Source organism: Sphingomonas sp. Leaf5 (genome assembly GCF_001421155.1).
Classification (GTDB): Bacteria; Pseudomonadota; Alphaproteobacteria; order Sphingomonadales; family Sphingomonadaceae; genus Sphingomonas.
On the sequence record NZ_LMJZ01000009.1, the window covers coordinates 24,303 to 42,048 of the forward strand.

Genomic DNA, 17,746 nt, shown 5'->3' on the forward strand with positions numbered 1-17,746 from the left:
GCCCGGAATATCCTGCTGCCGGGATACGGACCGCCATCCGTCCCTGCCCGACGAACGACGCCGGTCGAACCCGATGGAAATACACGGCGGGCGGTACGCTGTGCGGTGGTCGGGGCAGCGATCGGCACATATGCCCTGTCGTCAGACCAACTAAGGTGTAACGATGCCGGTGCGGTTGGAGCAGATTATGCCGTGCCGGAGCAGCATCGCTTCGATGGGGGACGCGGACACGCGATGAAGCTGGAATCCTATTGGCTGGACAGCGGCGAACGCTTTGCAGGGGCCGAACACGGCCCGGTGCCGGTGCGCGCGTCGGTGGTGGTCGTGGGCGGCGGCTTCACCGGCCTTGCCGCGGCGCGCACGCTGGCGATGGCCGGTGCCGACGTCGTGGTGGTCGAGGCCGGGCGCATCGCGGGCGAGGCATCGGGGCGCAATGGCGGCCAGTGCAACAACGGCATCGCCGGCGACCTCGCCGCGCTGACCAGCCGGTTCGGGATCGATCGCGCGACCGCGATCTATCGCGCGTTCGACACCGGCGTCGACCGGGTCGAGGCGATCGTCGCCGAAGAGGGCATCGCCTGCGACTTCGTGCGCAACGGCAAGCTGAAGCTGGCCGACAAGCCGGACCATGCGGCCAAGCTCGCCCGGACTGCGGAACTGCTGTCGCAGACGGTCGAACCCGGCATCCGCCTGATCGCCAAGGCCGACCTGCCGGCCGAAATCGGGTCGGACGCGTTTCACGGCGGCCTGTTGTTCCCGCGCAGCGGCTCGCTGCACATGGGCCGGTTCGCCGCCGGGCTTGCCGGTGCCGCCGTCCGTCACGGCGCGAAACTGTACGAGAATGCGGCACTGACCGGCATGGAGCGGTCGTCCGGCGGTCGCCACCGACTGACGACGAAGCGCGGGATCATCGAGGCCGATGCCGTGCTGCTGGCGACCGGCGCGTCGATGACCGGGCCGTTCCGCTGGCTGCGACGGCGGATCGTGCCGATCGGCAGCTTCATCGTCGCCACCGAACCGCTGGGGCCGCTGGCGCAGGAGATCATGCCGGGACGGCGTAACGGCACGACCACCCGCAACGTCGGCAACTATTTTCGCCTGACCGCCGACGACCGGCTGATCTTCGGCGGGCGCGCCCGCTTTGCACTGTCCAGCCCGCGCAGCGACACGCGCAGCGGCGCGATCCTCGAAGCGGGAATGCGCCGCATCTTTCCGCAGCTGGCCAACGTCCGCATCGCCCATACCTGGGGCGGGATCGTCGACCTGACCGCCGACCGGCTGCCCCGCGCCGGATCGCGCGACGGCATCCATTACGCCATGGGCTATAGCGGCCACGGCACGCAGATTTCGGTGGTGATGGGCGAAGCGATGGCGCGGATCATCGGCGGCGCGCCGGCGGTGGACGAAAATCCGTTCCACGCGATCGCATGGCCGGCGGTGCCGGGACATTTCGGCCCGCCATGGTTCCTGCCGGCGGTCGGTGCCTATTATCGCTATCAGGACTGGCGGCATTGATCGGCCGGCGCGATGCGATCCGCCTGATCGGCGGCGGCGGGTTGTCGGTCGGGCTGGGTGCCTGCGGGTTCGAACCGGCGCGGCCCGAGCCGGTGGGTGGACGGTTGCGCGTAGCGGTGGCGGTCTCCTCGACCGCCGATACGATGGACCCGGCGCGGCAGACCGTCGTCACCGATTTCTGCCGCTGCGCGATGGTCTATGACGGGCTGACCACGCTCGACGACCGGTTCCGGCCACAGCCGGCGCTGGCCGAGGCGATCGAGACCGCCGATGCCCGCGACTGGTCGATCCGGCTGCGCAAGGGCGTGCGGTTCCACGACGGATCGCCGCTGCGGGTCGCCGACGTCGTCTATTCGCTGCGCCGCCACCTCGACCCCGCCGTCGGATCGAAGGCGAAGGTGTTCGCCGACCAGTTCGCCTCGGTCCGCGCCGATGGCCCCGACCGGGTGCGCGTGGTGTTGAAGAGCGCGAACGCCGATCTGCCGACGATCCTTGGCATTCCGCAATTCCAGATCATCCGCGACGGCACGCGCGATTTCAACCGGCCCGTCGGCACCGGCCCGATGCGGATGATCGAATTCCTGCCCGGCGTCCGCTCGCTCGCCGCACGCTACGACGATTACTGGCGCGGGCCGGTGCGGTTGGGCGAATGCGAGCTGTTCGCGATCTCCGACGACAGCGCGCGGATCAACGCGTTGCTGTCGGGCGATGTCGACCTGATCCACGCGATCAATCCGCGCATCGCCCGCCATCTGCGCGAGGCGGGCTTCGGCCTGCTCGAATCCAAATCGAGCGGCTATACCAACCTCATCGCCCGGCTCGACCGGGCACCGGGCAACAACCCCGATTTCGTCGAGGGGCTGAAACTGCTGCTCGACCGGGAAACGATGCGTACCGCGATCTTTCGCGGCTATGCGACGATCGCCAACGATCAGCCGATCGCACCGACCAATCCCTATTACGACCCGAGCGTCCCGCAGCGGCCGTTCGATCCCGAACGCGCCCGCTTTCATTTCCGGCGCGCCGGGCTGGCGGGGACGCGGGTGCCGCTGGTCACCTCGACCGCTGCCGACAAGTCCGACGACATGGCAGTGCTGATCCAGGATGCGGGCGAACGTGCCGGAATCGGCTTCGACATTCGTCGCGTGCCGTCCGACGGCTATTGGACCAACAGCTGGATGAAGGTGCCGCTGGGGTTCGGGAACACCAATCCGCGCCCCACCGCCGACATAATCTTCACCCAGTTCTTCGCGTCGAACGCGCTGTGGAACGAAAGCGCGTGGAAGAACCAGCGGTTCGACCGGCTGCTCGACGCCGCGCGAGGCGAAACCGACGAGGCACGGCGCAAGTCGCTCTATGGCGAGATGCAGCATCTGATCCACGATCACGCCGGCATCGGCATACCGCTGTTCATCAGTTCGCTCGATTCGTTCAGCCCACGGCTGAAGGGGCTGCGCCCGATGCCGCAGGGGGGATTGATGGGGTTCGATTTCGTGTCCCATGTCTGGCTGGAGGGCAAATGACGCTCTCGCCCCTCGCCTCGCTGATCGTGCGCCGCGTCGGCGCGTCGCTGGTCACGCTGCTGTTCGTGTCGCTGGCGGTGTTCGGCATCGCCCAGTTGATGGAAGGCGACGTGGCCGAGGCGATCCTCGGCCAGAGCGCGACGCCCGAAGCGTTGGCGGGCCTGCGCGCGGCGATGCACCTCGATCAGCCGGCTTGGGCACGCTATCTCGACTGGGCGACCGGCGTGCTGACCGGCGATCCGGGGCGCTCGCTCATCACCGGACTGCCGGTGTGGGAGATGATCGCCGCGCGGCTCGGCAATTCGCTGACGCTGGCCGGGCTGACCGCATTGGTATCGGTGCCGTTCGCGCTGCTGCTCGGTATCGTCGCGGCGGTGAAACGCGGCACGGCGTTCGACCGCGCGATCAGCATCGCGACGATCGGCATCGTCTCGGTCCCCGAATTCCTCATCGCGACGCTGGCGGTGATGTTGTTCGCGGTGACGCTGCGCTGGCTGCCGGCGCTGTCGTCGACGCGCGACGTGCATTCGACGTGGGACCTGCTGCGCGTGTTCGCGCTGCCGGTGTTCAGCCTTGCCTGTTTCGTGATGGCGCAGATGGTGCGGATGACGCGCGCGGCGGTGATCGACGCGCTCGACACCTCCTATGCGGAGGCGGCCCGGCTGAAGGGCTGTTCGCCCGCGCGCGTCGTGCTGCGCCATGCCCTACCCAATGCCGTCGGGCCGATCGCCAATGCGATCGCGCTCAGCCTGTCGACCCTGCTGGGGGGCGTGATCGTGGTCGAGATCATCTTCAACTATCCGGGCGTCGCGCGGCTGATGGTCGATGCGGTCGCGACCCGCGACCTGCCGCTGGTGCAGACCATCGCGATCATCTTCTGCATCGCCTATCTGATGCTGGTCACGGCGGCCGACGTCGTCGCGATCCTCGCCAACCCGCGGTTGCGCCGCCGATGAACAGGCTCGCGACCAGCGGCCGGATCGGCCTTGCCCTTGTCCTACTTTGGGTGGCGGTGGCGCTGGCCGGTCCGGCGCTCGCCCCGCACGGCGTGGGGGAGATCATCGACCTCGACGTGTTCGGGCCGATCAGCCGCATGGCCCCGCTCGGCACCGACTATCTCGGCCGCGACATGCTCAGCCGGGTGCTGTACGGCGCGCGCTACACCGTGTTCATCGCCTTCGTCGCGACCGCCATTGCCGTCGTCACTGGCGTGCTGCTCGGTCTTGCCGCGGCGGCGGGGGGATGGGTCGACACGCTGCTGTCGCGGCTGTTCGACATCGTCATCGCCATTCCCAGCCTGATGTTCGCGCTCGTCGTGATCGCGGCGACAGGCGCGTCGATCCCGGTGCTGATCGGGACGCTGGCGGTGATCTATACCCCCGGCGCATTCCGCACCGCGCGCGCGCTGGCGCTCGGCGTCATGGCGCTCGATTTCGTGTCCGCCGCCCGCGCACGGGGCGAACGCCTGCCCTATATCGTGGTGCGCGAGGTGCTGCCCAACGTCACCGGGCCGCTTGCCGCCGATTTCGGGTTGCGCTTCGTGTTCGTCGTGCTGCTGCTCAGCGGGCTGTCGTTTCTGGGGCTGGGCGTACAGCCGCCCGACGCCGATCTGGGCGCGCTGGTCCGCGAGAATATCGCCGGCCTCGGCTTCGGTGCGCCCGCCGTGCTGTTTCCGGCGGTGGCGATCGCCTCCCTCACCATCGGGATGAACCTGTTGATCGACTCCCTTCCCGGACGGCGGCGGCGATGACCGCTCCGCTGGCGCGTATCGAGCATCTGCGCATCACCGCCGCCGGGGAGGACGGGCGCGAGATCGTGATCGTCCCCGATTGCACGCTGTCGGTGGCCCCGGGCGAAGTGCTGGCGCTGATCGGAGAATCGGGATCGGGCAAGACGACCATCGCGCTGTCGCTGCTCGGCTATGCCCGGCCCGGTTGCCGCATCGCCGGCGGCATCATCGAGGTCGCGGGCCAGCGGCTCGACACCGCGAGTGCCGAGGAACTGCGCGCCGTTCGCGGTCGCACCGTCGCCTATGTCGCGCAGAGCGCCGCCGCCGCGTTCAACCCGTCGCTGACGATCATGGCGCAGGTGATCGAACCGGCGCTGATCCACGGCACGCTCGACCGGGCGGCAGCGGAGGAGAAGGCGAAGGCGCTGTTCCGGCGTCTCGCCCTGCCCGATCCCGACGGCGTCGGCGCGCGCTATCCGCACCAGGTATCGGGCGGGCAGTTGCAGCGGCTGATGGCGGCGATGGCGCTCATTACCGATCCCAAGCTGGTGATCTTCGACGAACCGACCACCGCACTCGACGTGACGACGCAGATCGAGGTGCTAAAGGCGTTCAAGGACGCGGTCCGCGATCTCGGCACCACCGCCGTCTATGTCACCCACGACCTGTCGGTGGTGGCGCAGATTGCCGATCGCATCGCCGTGCTGAAGGGTGGCGAAGTCCAGGAACTGGGCACCACCGAACAGATCCTGTTCGCCCCGGCCCATGACTATAGCCGCGCGCTGGTCGCCGCCGCCGCGCCGCGCAAGCCCGCCGACGTGCCCGTGGCGGAGGACCGGCCGCTGCTCGACCTGTGGGGCGTCGTCGCCGGCTATGGCGGGACCAATCACGACGGCACCCCCCGCGTGAAGATCCTCGACGGGATCGACGTGTCGATCCGGCGCGGACAGGTGCTGGGCGTGATCGGCGAATCCGGCTGTGGCAAGAGTACGCTGGCGCGCGTCGTCGCCGGGCTGCACGCGCCGACCGCTGGCCGCATCCTGCTCGACGGCAAGCCGCTCGCCCCCGTCGTCCGCCGCCGCTCGCGCGACGAACTGCGCCGGGTACAGATGGTGTTCCAGAGCGCCGACACCGCGCTCAACCCCGCGGTCAGCGTCGGCGCGGCGATCGCCCGCCCGCTCGCCTTCTACCATGGCATGGACCGCCGGTCGGCACGGGCGGAGGTCGCGCGGCTGCTCGACCTCGTCCGCCTGCCCGCCGCGCTTGCCGACCGGCTACCGGGCGAATTGTCGGGCGGGCAGAAGCAGCGCGTAAACCTCGCCCGCGCGCTGGCGGCGCGCCCCGAACTCCTGCTGTGCGACGAAGTGACCTCGGCGCTCGACCCGGTGGTCGCCGAAGCGGTGCTCGACCTGCTGATCGAGCTGCGCCGCGAACTCGGCCTCGCCTATATGTTCATCACCCATGATCTGGAGATCGTGCGCGCGATCAGCGACGATGTACTGGTGCTCTATGCCGGCCGCATCGCCGAACGGGTGACGCGCGACGGCGTCGGCCATGGCGCGCATCATCCCTATACCCGGCTGCTGACCGCATCGGTGCCCGAATTGCGCCCCGGCTGGCTGGAGCAAACCCCCGCCCGCGACGCGAACACGACCGGCGGCGCGCGGATGCGCGAGGTCGGGTGCAGTTTCGTATCGCGCTGCCCGCTGGCGATCGACACCTGCGCCACGCAGATGCCGCCGTTGCTGCGGGAGGACGACCGGCACATCTTCTGCCACCGGTCGATCGAGACGCTGGCGGAGCAGTAGAAAAAGCCGGTTCGCCGTTACTCCGGGGCAGGCCGAGACCTCTGCGAAACTCGCAATCATCGCGAGAAAACTAGCCGTACCCCCGCGCAGGCGGGGGTCCAGAGCCAAGCAGAACAACGGCTTGCGCTTGGAACCCTGGACCCCCGCCTGCGCGGGGGTACGACAAAGGAGGGGTTCGGCACCTTCGCAAACGTCTGGGCCAGACCCGGGATGACGATCCCGCCATCACCCCCCGATCAGGCGACCGCCGGCCGCCAGATCGCATAGACCTTCTTCACCTGTTCGCGGCTGTCCCACGAACATTCGGCCCCATGTTCGACCAGAAAGATATCGCCCGTGGCAAAGGTCCCGCTGACCCCCGCCTCGTCGACGAAAGTCACGCTGCCGTCCAGCAGGTGCATCAGTTCGTGATGGCGATAGCGCATGGCGATGCGGTGATAGGGCGTCGAATCCCATGTCCCGCAGATGAAGACCCCGTCGCTCGACAGGTAATCGGTATGGTTGCGGCACGACGGCGTCGGCCCGACCAGCAGCTCGGCAAGCGGCGGGTTGGACGGGACGAGCGCCGCATCCTCGTCGATCGGCACCACCGCGTCGGCGGCGGGCGTTTCGATCGCATGGCGCATCGCCAGCACGCGCGTGGCCGGTGCCGCTTCCCAGTCGAAGGCGACACCCGAAGGGAGGACCGCACTGCGTCCGGCGACCAGCGTGGTGCCACCGATGCGCAGCGATCCGGCGACGACGATCACGAATTCGTCGCCCGGCAGGCCCGCCACCGACCCCGCGCCGCCATCAAGCGCGACCAGATCGACCCCGCACGGCCCGTCGGTCAGCGGCAACGCGGCGCGCGCCGTCGCATAGTCGCCGGTGGCTGGCACCGCTGCCGTATCGGCAAAGGCGCGCAGGTCGATGAACGAGCGGACCTTGGTCGACACGCTCAAAGCCCGACCAGTCCCGGCAGGCCGGCAAGGCTGGGAATGTCATGGACCTGATAATAGGGGTTCAGCGGTTCGTGACCGCGATTGACGAACGCCTTGTCCTTGATGCCCAGATCGAACGCCGTCATCTGATCGTAGCGGAAGCTGGACGAGACGTGCAGCACGTCCTCCGGCCCGCAGCCCAGCTGATCGAACATATATTCGAACGCCTGCATCCGCGGCTTGTAGGCCTGCGCTTCCTCGGCGGTGTAGACGGCGTGGAACGGTGCCTCCAGCTTTTCGACGCTGTGCGGGATCAGGTCGATCATCGAATTTGACAGGATGACTAGCGGATATTCGGCGGCGACGCGCTTGAGCGGCTCGACGACGTCCGGATGCGGACCCCAGGTCGGCACAGCGGCATAGACCTCGGCCGCATCGCTGTCGCGATATTCGATGTTCCACCGCTTGCACGTCCGGCGCAACGACGCTTCGACGACATCGCGATACGGCTTCCATGCGCCCAGAACCTCGTCGAGACGATAGGCGGAAAAGTCGTCGGTGAAGCGCTGCAGATCGGCTTCGGCGACACGATCGGCGTAGATGCGGCGGGCGACCGGTGCCATCTCGAAATAGATCAGCGTGCCATAGCAGTCGAACGTGATGTATTTAGGACGAAGCACGGTTGGCCCCCTTTGCGAAGTCGTTGTGGAATGGTCGGGATATTGGCGGCGGAAACGCGGCAGAAATACTTGTTTCCGTGACTTTGGCGCGGCGAAGCGAACGACGTTGACCGCCGGCCGGCATAAAATGCCGGGCCTTATGGGTCACGCCGTGCGGCATAGGTCGTCGGTTCGACAGGTGTTGACACACCGACATCCGATCCGCGTTCCGACGGGCCACTTCCCACTGGCCACCGCCTGCGTGACCACCGCCGACGTTCCACCGCGCCGACAGCAGAAAATAGCGCGTTGCCGTTGAAAATCACTGGCAACGCCGCTTCGCCATCGCCGGAATGCCGTTTGAGGCCCTGTTTTCGAAAGCGTCTGCCGTTCGCTTGCCAGTAGACTTGCGTCCATAGGCGGCCTCCGGTCCCGCTGCCCCTTCGGGTAAACGGACATGCGCACAGGATGGACATGACGGACGACAGGTCGGGACAATTCTATATCGATGGCGGCTGGTGCGATCCGGTCGGCGACGCCCTGCGCATCGCCGTGATCGATCCCGCGACCGAAACGCAGATCGGCACCATCGCCGCCGGCGCTGCCGCCGATGTCGACCGCGCGGTGGCAGCCGCGCTGCGGGCGTTCGATCGCTGGTCGATCTCCCCGGTCGCCGAGCGGATCGCGCTGCTCGAACGGATCGCGGCGCTGATGGAACGACGCGCCGAAGCCTTTGCGCAGGCGATCGCGCTGGAAATGGGGGCGGCGATCGGCTTTGCCCGCGCGTCGCAGGTGCCCTTCGCCATCGCCCATGTCCGCGCGCAGATCGACGTGCTGCGCGGCTATCGGTTCGAACGGCCCGATACCGGGTTCACGCTGGTCAAGGAAGCGATCGGCGTCTGCGCGCTGATCACCCCGTGGAACTGGCCGCTGTACCAGATCACGGCCAAGGTTGCCCCGGCCATCGCCGCCGGGTGCCCGGTGGTGCTGAAGCCCAGCGAGATGTCGCCGTACAGCGCGCTGCTGTTCGCCGAGGTCGTCCACGATGCCGGGCTGCCGGCGGGCGTGTTCAATCTGGTCAACGGGTCCGGCGAAGCGGTCGGGGCGGCGTTGTCGGCGCATCCCGATGTCGCGATGATCTCGATCACCGGATCGACCCGTGCCGGCGTGCTGGTCGCGCAGGCGGCGGCGGTCAGCGTCAAGCGGGTCGTGCAGGAACTGGGCGGCAAATCGCCCAACCTCTTCCTCGACGACGCCGATTTCGCGACCGCGATCCCGCGCGGCGTGATGACCGGCATGCGCAATGTCGGCCAGTCGTGCAGCGCACCGACGCGGATGCTGGTCCCCGCCAGCCGCCTTGCCGAGGTCGAGGCACTGGCCGCACAGGCCGCCGGCACGTGGCGTGTCGGCCCGCCGACCGACGAAGCGACGACGATGGGTCCGATCGCCAACGCCGCGCAATTTGCCCGCGTGCAGGACATGATCGAAGCGGGCATGGCCGAAGGGGCGAGGCTGATCTGCGGCGGTCCCGGCCGCCCCGCCGATCTCAATCGCGGCTATTATGTTCGCCCGACGATCTTTTCGGGCGTGACCCGCGACATGCGGATCGCGCGCGAGGAGATTTTCGGGCCGGTGCTCTGCATCATACCCTACACCGACGACGACGATGCCGTCGCGCTGGCCAACGACACCGTCTATGGCCTTGGCGCACACGTCCAGTCGGGCGATCCGGCGCGGGCGCAGGCGATCGCCCGGCGCATCCGGTCGGGACAGGTCCATATTAACTATCCGGCATGGACCGCGCACGCGCCGTTCGGCGGGTACAAGCAATCGGGCAATGGCCGCGAATATGGCGTCCATGGCTTTGAGGAATATCTGGAAACCAAGGCGATCCTGGCATGACGACGGCAACCCCGACTCGCTCGGCACAGGCCGATGGCGCGACGCTGGCGACGGTCGAGACGCCGTGCCTGATCCTCGACGCCGACCGGATGGACCGCAACATCGCCCGGCTGCGCACGCATCTGGGGCCGATGGGGGTCACGCTGCGCCCGCATCTCAAGACCGGCAAGTCGGTCGAGGTGGCGCAGCGGCTGATGGAAAGCCCGGCAGGACCAGCGACGGTATCGACGCTGAAGGAAGCCGAACAATTCGCCGACGCCGGTGTTCGCGACCTGATCTATGCGGTCGGCATCGCCCCCGACAAACTGCCGCGCGTCCTCGCGCTGCGGGCGCGCGGCGTCGATATCGCGGTCGTCCTCGACACGGTCGAACAGGCGCAGGCGGTCGCGGCGGCATCGGTCGCGGCGGGCACCGCCATCCCCGCGCTGATCGAAATCGACTGCGACGGTCACCGCTCGGGCGTGTTGCCCGGCGACAGCGCCGCGCTGATCGCGATCGGTCGCGCGCTGGTCGCCGGCGGCGAACTGCGCGGGGTCATGACCCATGCCGGCGGCAGCTATGCCGCACGCACGCCCGACGAACTGGGTCGCTATGCCGAGGCCGAGCGCAAGAGCGTGGTCGATGCGGCGGCGACGCTGCGGGGTGCCGGCCTGCCCTGTCCGGTCGTCAGCGTCGGATCGACGCCGACCGCGCATTTCGCCACCGACCTGACCGGCGTGACCGAGGTGCGGGCCGGCGTGTTCGTGTTCTTCGATCTGGTGATGCACGGCATCGGCGTGTGCGCGATCGACGATATCGCTCTGTCGGTGCTGGGCACGGTCATCGGGTTTCAGAAGGAAAAGGGCTGGATTCTGATCGACGCCGGATGGATGGCGATGTCGCGCGATCGCGGCACCGCCAGACAGCCGGTCGATCAGGGCTATGGCGTGGTCTGCACGCTGGACGGCACGCCCTATCCCGACCTGATCCTCGCCGACGCGAATCAGGAACATGGTATCATCACCGTTCGTCCCGGATCGGACGGCCAGCTGCCGCCGCTTGCGATCGGCGACCGGGTGCGCGTGCTGCCCAACCATGCCTGTTCGACCGGCGCGCAGCATCCCGCCTATCACGTCGTCCATGGCGACGATCCGGCGGTCGTCGCGACATGGTCGCGCTTCGGGGGGTGGTGAGATGCACGACATGATCCAGCCGGTACGGACCGACGATGCCCCCGCTCCCGCCGGCCATTATGCGCAGGCGGTGCACGCGGGCGACCACCTCTACATCTCGGGCCAGCTGCCGATCCGTGCGGACGGCGCGAAGCTCGACGACCTGCCGTTCGAGGCGCAGGCGGCGCAGGCGATCGACAATATGCTGGCGATCCTGACCGCGGCCGGGGGCAGCCCCGCCCACCTCGCTCGCGTCACCGCCTATATCGTCGGCGTCGACAACTGGCCGCGCTTCAACGGCGTCTATGCCGAAAAGCTGGGGCAGGCACGTCCGGCGCGTACCGTCGTGCCGGTGCCCGAACTGCATTACGGCTTTCTGGTCGAAATCGACGCCGTCGCGCTGCTACCGCGCGACTGACCCTTTCATCGGTGGAGTTTTCCATGGCGAGCATCCCGACCGACCGAGCCTTTTCCGGGCGAACCGCACCGCCCCCGGCGGCGGCGAAGCCCGTGGCGGCGGCACGGCTCATCAGCATCGATGCGTTGCGCGGCTTCGTGATGGTGCTGATGCTGCTCGACCATGTGCGCGAAGGGTTCTTCCTGTGGGTGTCGATCGGCGATCCGGTTGATGCCCTGACCGTCTCGCCCGCCAGTTTCTTCAGCCGCCTGACCAGCCAGATCTGCGCGCCGGTCTTTGTCGCGCTCACCGGGCTCGGTGCCTATCTCTATGCGCAGAAGCACAGCATGTCGGAGACGACCGCCTTCCTGCTCAAGCGCGGCATCTTCCTCATCCTGCTCGAACTGACCGTGGTCAATTTCCAGTGGTACGCGCAATTCCCGCCGACGATCGTCTATCTGCAGGTCATCTGGGCGATCGGCCTCAGCATGATCGTGCTGGCCGGGCTGATCCGCCTGCCGCATGTCGTGATCGCCGCGATCGGCGTGGTGATCGTCGCCGGGCACAACCTGCTCGATCCGATCGTGCTGCCGCCCGAACACCCCTTCTACGCCATCTGGTCGCTGCTGCACGAACGCGGCACGATCACCATCGGCGGGCTGCCGATCCGGTTCAGCTATCCGGTGCTGCCGTGGATCGGCGTCATCTGCCTCGGCTGGGCCGCCGGGCCATGGTTCGCGCGCGGCAACGTCGCGGCGCGGGGGCGGACGCTGGTGCGGGCCGGGCTGGCGATGCTGGTGGCCTGTGTCGTGCTGCGCTTCGCCAATGTCTATGGCGACACGCCGTGGTTCGTGGTGCCCGGTTCGTCGCTGCGCACGGTGATGAGCTTCCTCGCGCTGACCAAATATCCGCCGTCGCTGCTGTACGTGCTGGCGACGCTCGGCGTCGGGCTGTTGCTGCTCGCGCTGTTCGACCGGATCGCCGACGCGCGGGTGACCGGATGGCTGGCGGTGCTGGGCGGCGCGCCGATGTTCTTCTATCTGTTCCACCTGTATCTCCTGCGCACGCTGTACCTGATCGCGCTGGCGATCTGGGGCACCAACCATGGCGAGGTGTTCGGCCTGCCCTCGATCGGCTGGGTCTGGCTGATGTGGCTGTTGCTGATCGTGCCGCTCTATTTCCCGACGCGGTGGTTTTCGAACCTGAAAAAGCGCCGCAAGGACATCCGCTGGCTCAAATATCTCTGAGCGTCCCGACCCGATCTACTGGAGCCCGTCCGCATGCCCGCACCGCTGACGTTCGTCGATTCGACCCCCGACCTGCCCGACTCCGCCGATGTGGTGGTGATCGGCGGGGGCATCGTCGGCAGCTTCACCGCCTATTACCTCGCCAAACGCGGTTTGAAGGTCGCATTGATCGAAAAAGGCCGCATCGGCGCCGAACAGTCGAGCCGCAACTGGGGCTGGTGCCGGCAGCAGAACCGCGATGCGCGCGAACTGCCGATGGCGACCAAGGCGCTGGATCTGTGGGAACAATTCGCGATCGACACTGGCGAGGATACCGGCTTCAGCCGCTGCGGCCTGTTGTATCTGAGCGATAATGAGTCGGAAATCGCCGCCTGGTCCCGCTGGCGCGATTTTGCGAAGTCCGCGGGTGTCACGACCCATATGCTGTCGGCCGCCGAAGCGAGCGAACGCGGCCGGTTCAGCAACAAGGCGTGGAAGGGCGGCGTCTTTTCCCCCACCGACGGCACCGCCGACCCGTCGCGCGCAGCCCCGGCCGTCGCGCGGGCGATCATGGCGCTGGGTGGGACCGTGCACCAGCAATGTGCCGTCCGCGGGCTGGAAACCGAAGGCGGCCGGCTGTCGGGCGTCGTCACCGAACACGGCGTGATCCGCACCAGCATCGCGGTCCTGTCCGCCGGGGCGTGGGCATCGTCCTTCTGCTACCAATATGGCATCCGCTTTCCGCAGGCGACGATCCGGCAGACGGTCGTGTCGGTCGGGCCGGGCGAGGACGTCTTTCCGCCGGCGATGCACAGCGAATTCATCTCGATGACCCGGCGCGGCGACGGCGGCTACACCCTGTCGATCAGCGGCAGCGGCAAGGTCGATCCGACCCCGCAATTCCTGCGCTTCTCCACCCAGTTCCTGCCGATGTTCGCGCGGCGCTGGCGCAAGCTGTCCCCCGGCGGGCTGGAAGGGGTGCAGTCGGGCCATGAGAGCGTGAAGCGATGGAAGCTCGATCGGCCGACGCCGATGGAGCGGATGCGTATCCTCGATCCCACGCCGGACGCCGCGACCGTGAAACGCACCCGTGCCCGCGCGCTGGAGATGATGCCGCGCCTGAACGAACGGGCGGTGACCGGGGCATGGGCGGGTTATGTCGACAGCACCCCCGACGGCGTACCCGGCATCGGCGAAATGGCGGCCCTGCCCGGGCTGGTCCTCGCCTCCGGCTTCAGCGGGCATGGCTTCGGCATCGGACCGGGTGCCGGCCATCTGATCGCCGATATCGTCAGCGGTGCCGAACCGATCGTCGACCCCAAACCCTATCACCCCGACCGCTTTGCCCAGTCGGCATGGGGCAAGGTCGCCGAATTCTGATCGCGGCGGTCGTCCCAAGGGAGGATCGCCACCCCGTTGCCTGACGAAGCCGACGCGCTACACCCGTCGCCGTAGTGGAAGGGGACAGGGATGATCGTCGGTATCGATCTGGGGACGACCAACAGCGCGTGCGCGATCTGGCAGGGCGATGCGCCGGTGATGGTGCCCAATGCGCTGGGCGACTATCTGACACCGTCGGCGGTCAGCATCGGCGAGGACGACGCGGTGCTGGTCGGGCGTGCGGCGCGCGACCGGATGGCGACCCATCCCGACCGCACCGTCACCAGCTTCAAACGCCGCATCGGCACGCGCGAGACGGTGAAGCTCGCCAAACGCGATTTCGACAGCGAGGCGTTGTCGGCCCTCGTCCTCGCCAGCCTGAAGCGCGATGCCGAAGCCTTTACCGGTGAAAGCGTGACCGCAGCCGTCGTCACCGTTCCCGCCTATTTTAACGATCGCCAGCGCAAGGCGACCCGGCGTGCCGGCGAACTCGCCGGGCTGCCGATCCGCCGGCTCATCAACGAACCGACCGCCGCCGCGCTCGCCTTCGGCATAGCCGACCGCGCCGATCACGAACCGTTTCTCGTCTTCGATCTGGGCGGCGGCACGTTCGACGTGTCGATCGTCGAGATGTTCGACGGGGTGATCGAGGTGCGCGCATCGGCCGGCGACAACCGGCTGGGCGGTGACGATTTCAACGACTGCCTGATCGCACTGGTCCGCGCCTCGCTCGATCCGCAGGGGCTGCTGGCGACGCTCCCGCCCGACCGCGCCACCGCCTTGCTGGCGCAGGCCGCCGAACGCTGCCGCCGGGCGCTGAGCGACGGCGACAGCGCCGATTTCGGCGTCACGGTGGGCGATACGGCGCTGACCGTCCCCGTCACCGCCAGCGCGTTTGAGGAAGCGGCGGCGGGCCTGCTCCAGCGCATCCGCGAGCCGGTGCTGCGCTCGCTGCGCGACAGCAGCATCGCCGCCGCGGCCCTGTCCGAAGTCGTGCTGGTCGGCGGGGCGACGCGGATGCCGATCGTGCGCCGGGCGGTCACGCGAATGTTCGGCCGGTTCCCGGCGACGACGGTCCATCCCGACCATGCGGTGGCGATGGGCGCGGCCGTGCAGGCCGGGCTGTTGGCGCGCGATGCGGGTCTCGACGAAATCCGGCTGACCGATGTCTGCCCGTTCACGCTGGGCGTCGATACCAGCGAGCCGGACGGGCGCGGCGGGTTTCGCACCGGGCTGTTCTCGCCGATCATCGAACGCAATTCGGCGGTGCCGGTCAGCCGCGTCTCGACCTTCTCGACGCTGTCGAACCAGCAGACCAAGGTGCAGTTCGGCGTCTATCAGGGCGAGGCGCGCGAGGTATCGGGCAACGTCAAGCTGGGTGAGATCACCGTGCCCGTTCCCCCGCGCCGCGCGGGTGAGGTCACCGTCGAATGCCGCTTCAGCTACGACACGTCGGGACTGCTCGAAATCGACGTCAGCGTGCCGGAGACGGGCATGACCCGCAATCTGGTGATCGTCGATGACGAGGATGCGCCCGACCCCGCCGAACTGGCGAAGCGCCGCGCGGCGCTGGTCGCGCTGAAGGTCCATCCGCGCGACGATGCGGTCAATGCGGCGTTGCTGGCACGGGCGCGGCGGGCGTATGAATCCTTCCTCGGCGACACCCGCGCCGCGATCGGCCACATGCTCGGCCAGTTCGAAACCGCGCTGGCAACGCAAGACGACCGGATCATCGCCCAGGCGCGCGAGGCGTTCGGCGCGGCGCTCGACCAGATCGAAGGCGAGCGATTCCTGTGAGGCACGGCATCTGGGCGACGCTCGACCTCGATCCGACGACCGACCGCAGCGCGATCCGCAAGGCCTATGCCGCACGGTTGAAGGCGATGGACGTCGACGCTGATCCGGACGGCTTCGCAGCCCTGCGCGCGGCGCGGGATGCGGCGTTGGCGGGCGATACCGACCCGCTCCCCGATGTCGATTGGGAGATGGAGGGCGCTGTCGGCACCCTGTACTCTACTACGGTCGAACGACCCGAGCTGGAACCACAACCAGAGCCGGAGCCGGAGCCGGAGCCGGACCCCGAAATCGCCGCCTTTCACGATGCGATCAACGCCCATTTACATGCGCTCGAATCGTTGCTGTTCCCGGGGCACGACACGCCGCCGACCGAGGCCGAACTCGCATCGATCGAGCATCATGGCCATGCACTGCTGGCCGATCCGCGCATGGAACAGATCGATTTCGCGACCAGTGCCGAACGCTGGTTCGCCGACACGCTGGCGGCGAGCATTCCGCGGTCCGACCCATTGCTCGAACCGGCCGCAGCAGCGTTCGGCTGGATAGACCGCCGCAACGACTATGCGCTGTCGGGAGAGGCGCAGACGATTGTCGAGCGGATTGGCGCGACGCGCTTCGCCGCGATGCTTGATGATCCGAAGCATCGGTTCCATCGGGCGTGGCGGGAGCTTACCCGCACCGACACCGGACGGGCGGAATGGCGCGTAAAGGGCGGCCTGGTACGCGAACTATTGTCGACGGTGCGCCAGCGATATCCTGTGATCGAGCAATGGATGAACCCGGTCCGGGTGGACAAATGGGACAGGCCCGCAAAATCCAGCAACGGCACGTACTGGTGGATCGCAATCGTCATCGCCGTGACCGTCCTGCGCTTCGCTCTGAGCGGCACCCATTATCCGACCTCGCCTCCGGCCGCCCACGCCAGCGTTGACGAGGTTGCACGGGAGATGACCGGTCGCAGCATCGACAAGGTTCGCGCAGCCAATCCGGCACTGGCCTCGGCGATCATGCAGGCCGTCACTGACTCATCGGCCGGGACCAGCGCGAGCGTCATCGGCCGTACACTGACCGAGGACCTGGTCAGTCATGGTCTGTCGGACCTGCCCGAGCCGGTACTGTTGCAACTTACGCGCTGGGATCTCGATCAGATGCGTGCCGTGCAAGGCCCCGCACCAGAGGAGTGCGAAAAGGTGAATCTCATGCAGCCGGGTCTGGTCATGGCATCCACAATTCAGGACCGGCGACAGGAATTGCTGCGCGACGTCATCTGGTATGCACGCGAACGGCCGATCTCGGATACAACCTATCGCTTCGTCATCCCTTTCTCGATCGTGGATCAGATGGCGGCCCGGACGAAGCTGCCGCCTGAGACGATTGGACGAGCGTTGCAGAACAGGGAGACCGCAGAGACCCGTTGCACGGTACAGATCGCCCTGCGCGAAGCCGCATTGCGCGCAGAGGCATCGGTTGGCCTACCGCTGCTGCGCGACCTGCAACCGCTGATAGTGCACGATCGCACCAAAACCAAAAAATCTGGGGAATGACCCCGTTCCGATCACGGAACGGGAAATGGTGCGGTCGAGAAGACTCGAACTTCCACGGCCTTTCGGCCACAACGACCTCAACGTTGCGCGTCTACCAGTTCCGCCACGACCGCACGTGAACACCTTGGGGTCGCCCCCTTGGCTGGCAGGAGCGTGCCCCTAGCAGCGCGTTTGCGGTCGTGCAAACGCTTTTGT

Annotated in this window: 14 protein-coding genes and 1 tRNA gene; 12 read left to right on the forward strand and 3 right to left on the reverse strand. The window is 67.7% G+C overall.

The genetic code is table 11. The annotated features are described in order from the left end of the window. Positions 1 to 234 precede the first annotated feature (234 nt). Genes ASE50_RS08110 through ASE50_RS08130 form a run of 5 tightly spaced genes read left to right on the forward strand, consistent with a single transcriptional unit; the run spans position 235 to position 6,575 of the window. Positions 235 to 1,515 (forward strand): NAD(P)/FAD-dependent oxidoreductase, encoded by a 1,281-nt coding sequence (locus ASE50_RS08110; protein ID WP_056398296.1) that lies wholly within the window; start codon positions 235 to 237, stop codon positions 1,513 to 1,515. Beyond that, positions 1,512 to 3,038: an ABC transporter substrate-binding protein gene (locus ASE50_RS08115; RefSeq protein ID WP_235512252.1), complete on the forward strand. Its 1,527-nt coding sequence runs from the start codon at positions 1,512 to 1,514 to the stop codon at positions 3,036 to 3,038. Before ASE50_RS08110 ends, ASE50_RS08115 begins: the two co-directional genes overlap by 4 nt. After that, entirely contained in the window at positions 3,035 to 3,994 is a 960-nt protein-coding gene (locus tag ASE50_RS08120) for an ABC transporter permease (protein ID WP_056398302.1), read from the forward strand. The genes ASE50_RS08115 and ASE50_RS08120 overlap by 4 nt, the downstream gene beginning before the upstream one ends. Then, positions 3,991 to 4,788 carry an ABC transporter permease gene (locus ASE50_RS08125; protein ID WP_056398309.1) on the forward strand — a complete coding sequence of 266 codons (798 nt, stop codon included), beginning with the start codon at positions 3,991 to 3,993 and terminating at the stop codon, positions 4,786 to 4,788. Before ASE50_RS08120 ends, ASE50_RS08125 begins: the two co-directional genes overlap by 4 nt. Next, complete coding sequence (locus ASE50_RS08130; RefSeq protein WP_056398312.1) at positions 4,785 to 6,575, forward strand: ABC transporter ATP-binding protein; 1,791 nt, start codon at positions 4,785 to 4,787, stop codon at positions 6,573 to 6,575. The genes ASE50_RS08125 and ASE50_RS08130 overlap by 4 nt, the downstream gene beginning before the upstream one ends. Before the next feature lie 236 nt (positions 6,576 to 6,811). Here the strand turns inward: ASE50_RS08130 and ASE50_RS08135 are convergent, their stop codons facing one another. Both ASE50_RS08135 and ASE50_RS08140 read right to left on the reverse strand, forming a co-directional pair. Beyond that, positions 6,812 to 7,510 carry a cupin domain-containing protein gene (locus tag ASE50_RS08135; protein WP_235512253.1) on the reverse strand — a complete coding sequence of 233 codons (699 nt, stop codon included), beginning with the start codon at positions 7,508 to 7,510 and terminating at the stop codon, positions 6,812 to 6,814. A 2-nt stretch (positions 7,511 to 7,512) separates the two neighbouring features. After that, complete coding sequence (locus ASE50_RS08140) at positions 7,513 to 8,175, reverse strand: haloacid dehalogenase type II (protein WP_056398318.1); 663 nt, start codon at positions 8,173 to 8,175, stop codon at positions 7,513 to 7,515. Positions 8,176 to 8,628: 453 nt separating this feature from the next. Between ASE50_RS08140 and ASE50_RS08145 the strand changes: the two genes are divergently transcribed. From ASE50_RS08145 to ASE50_RS08175, 7 genes are all read left to right on the forward strand, one after another. Then, positions 8,629 to 10,056, forward strand: a complete 1,428-nt coding sequence (locus ASE50_RS08145) for an aldehyde dehydrogenase family protein (protein ID WP_056398320.1) — start codon at positions 8,629 to 8,631, stop codon at positions 10,054 to 10,056. Next, positions 10,053 to 11,228, forward strand: a complete 1,176-nt coding sequence (locus ASE50_RS08150) for a DSD1 family PLP-dependent enzyme (protein WP_056398322.1) — start codon at positions 10,053 to 10,055, stop codon at positions 11,226 to 11,228. The genes ASE50_RS08145 and ASE50_RS08150 overlap by 4 nt, the downstream gene beginning before the upstream one ends. Before the next feature lies 1 nt (position 11,229). Then, positions 11,230 to 11,625: a RidA family protein gene (locus ASE50_RS08155; RefSeq protein ID WP_056398325.1), complete on the forward strand. Its 396-nt coding sequence runs from the start codon at positions 11,230 to 11,232 to the stop codon at positions 11,623 to 11,625. 23 nt (positions 11,626 to 11,648) lie between these two features. Then, positions 11,649 to 12,851, forward strand: coding sequence for a DUF1624 domain-containing protein (locus tag ASE50_RS08160; protein WP_082438905.1), 1,203 nt, complete (start codon positions 11,649 to 11,651; stop codon positions 12,849 to 12,851). Positions 12,852 to 12,884: 33 nt separating this feature from the next. Next, complete coding sequence (locus ASE50_RS08165; protein WP_056398330.1) at positions 12,885 to 14,210, forward strand: NAD(P)/FAD-dependent oxidoreductase; 1,326 nt, start codon at positions 12,885 to 12,887, stop codon at positions 14,208 to 14,210. Between the two features lie 90 nt (positions 14,211 to 14,300). Next, a complete protein-coding gene (locus ASE50_RS08170) occupies positions 14,301 to 16,007 on the forward strand; it encodes an Hsp70 family protein (RefSeq protein WP_056398333.1) in 1,707 nt (568 codons plus the stop codon). Next, positions 16,004 to 17,551: a hypothetical protein gene (locus ASE50_RS08175; protein ID WP_056398336.1), complete on the forward strand. Its 1,548-nt coding sequence runs from the start codon at positions 16,004 to 16,006 to the stop codon at positions 17,549 to 17,551. The genes ASE50_RS08170 and ASE50_RS08175 overlap by 4 nt, the downstream gene beginning before the upstream one ends. Before the next feature lie 26 nt (positions 17,552 to 17,577). Here ASE50_RS08175 and ASE50_RS08180 read toward each other — a convergent pair. Beyond that, a tRNA-Leu gene (locus ASE50_RS08180) sits at positions 17,578 to 17,664 on the reverse strand. Positions 17,665 to 17,746 lie beyond the last annotated feature (82 nt).

What these genes read in the sequence shown, in the direction of transcription:
- ASE50_RS08110 (WP_056398296.1), top strand. Translation starts at nt 235, where the DNA reads ATGAAGCTGGAATCCTATTGGCTGGACAGCGGCGAACGCTTTGCAGGG.
- ASE50_RS08120 (WP_056398302.1), top strand. Translation starts at nt 3,035, where the DNA reads ATGACGCTCTCGCCCCTCGCCTCGCTGATCGTGCGCCGCGTCGGCGCG.
- ASE50_RS08125 (WP_056398309.1), top strand. Translation starts at nt 3,991, where the DNA reads ATGAACAGGCTCGCGACCAGCGGCCGGATCGGCCTTGCCCTTGTCCTA.
- ASE50_RS08130 (WP_056398312.1), top strand. Translation starts at nt 4,785, where the DNA reads ATGACCGCTCCGCTGGCGCGTATCGAGCATCTGCGCATCACCGCCGCC.
- ASE50_RS08145 (WP_056398320.1), top strand. Translation starts at nt 8,629, where the DNA reads ATGACGGACGACAGGTCGGGACAATTCTATATCGATGGCGGCTGGTGC.
- ASE50_RS08150 (WP_056398322.1), top strand. Translation starts at nt 10,053, where the DNA reads ATGACGACGGCAACCCCGACTCGCTCGGCACAGGCCGATGGCGCGACG.
- ASE50_RS08155 (WP_056398325.1), top strand. Translation starts at nt 11,230, where the DNA reads ATGCACGACATGATCCAGCCGGTACGGACCGACGATGCCCCCGCTCCC.
- ASE50_RS08160 (WP_082438905.1), top strand. Translation starts at nt 11,649, where the DNA reads ATGGCGAGCATCCCGACCGACCGAGCCTTTTCCGGGCGAACCGCACCG.
- ASE50_RS08165 (WP_056398330.1), top strand. Translation starts at nt 12,885, where the DNA reads ATGCCCGCACCGCTGACGTTCGTCGATTCGACCCCCGACCTGCCCGAC.
- ASE50_RS08170 (WP_056398333.1), top strand. Translation starts at nt 14,301, where the DNA reads ATGATCGTCGGTATCGATCTGGGGACGACCAACAGCGCGTGCGCGATC.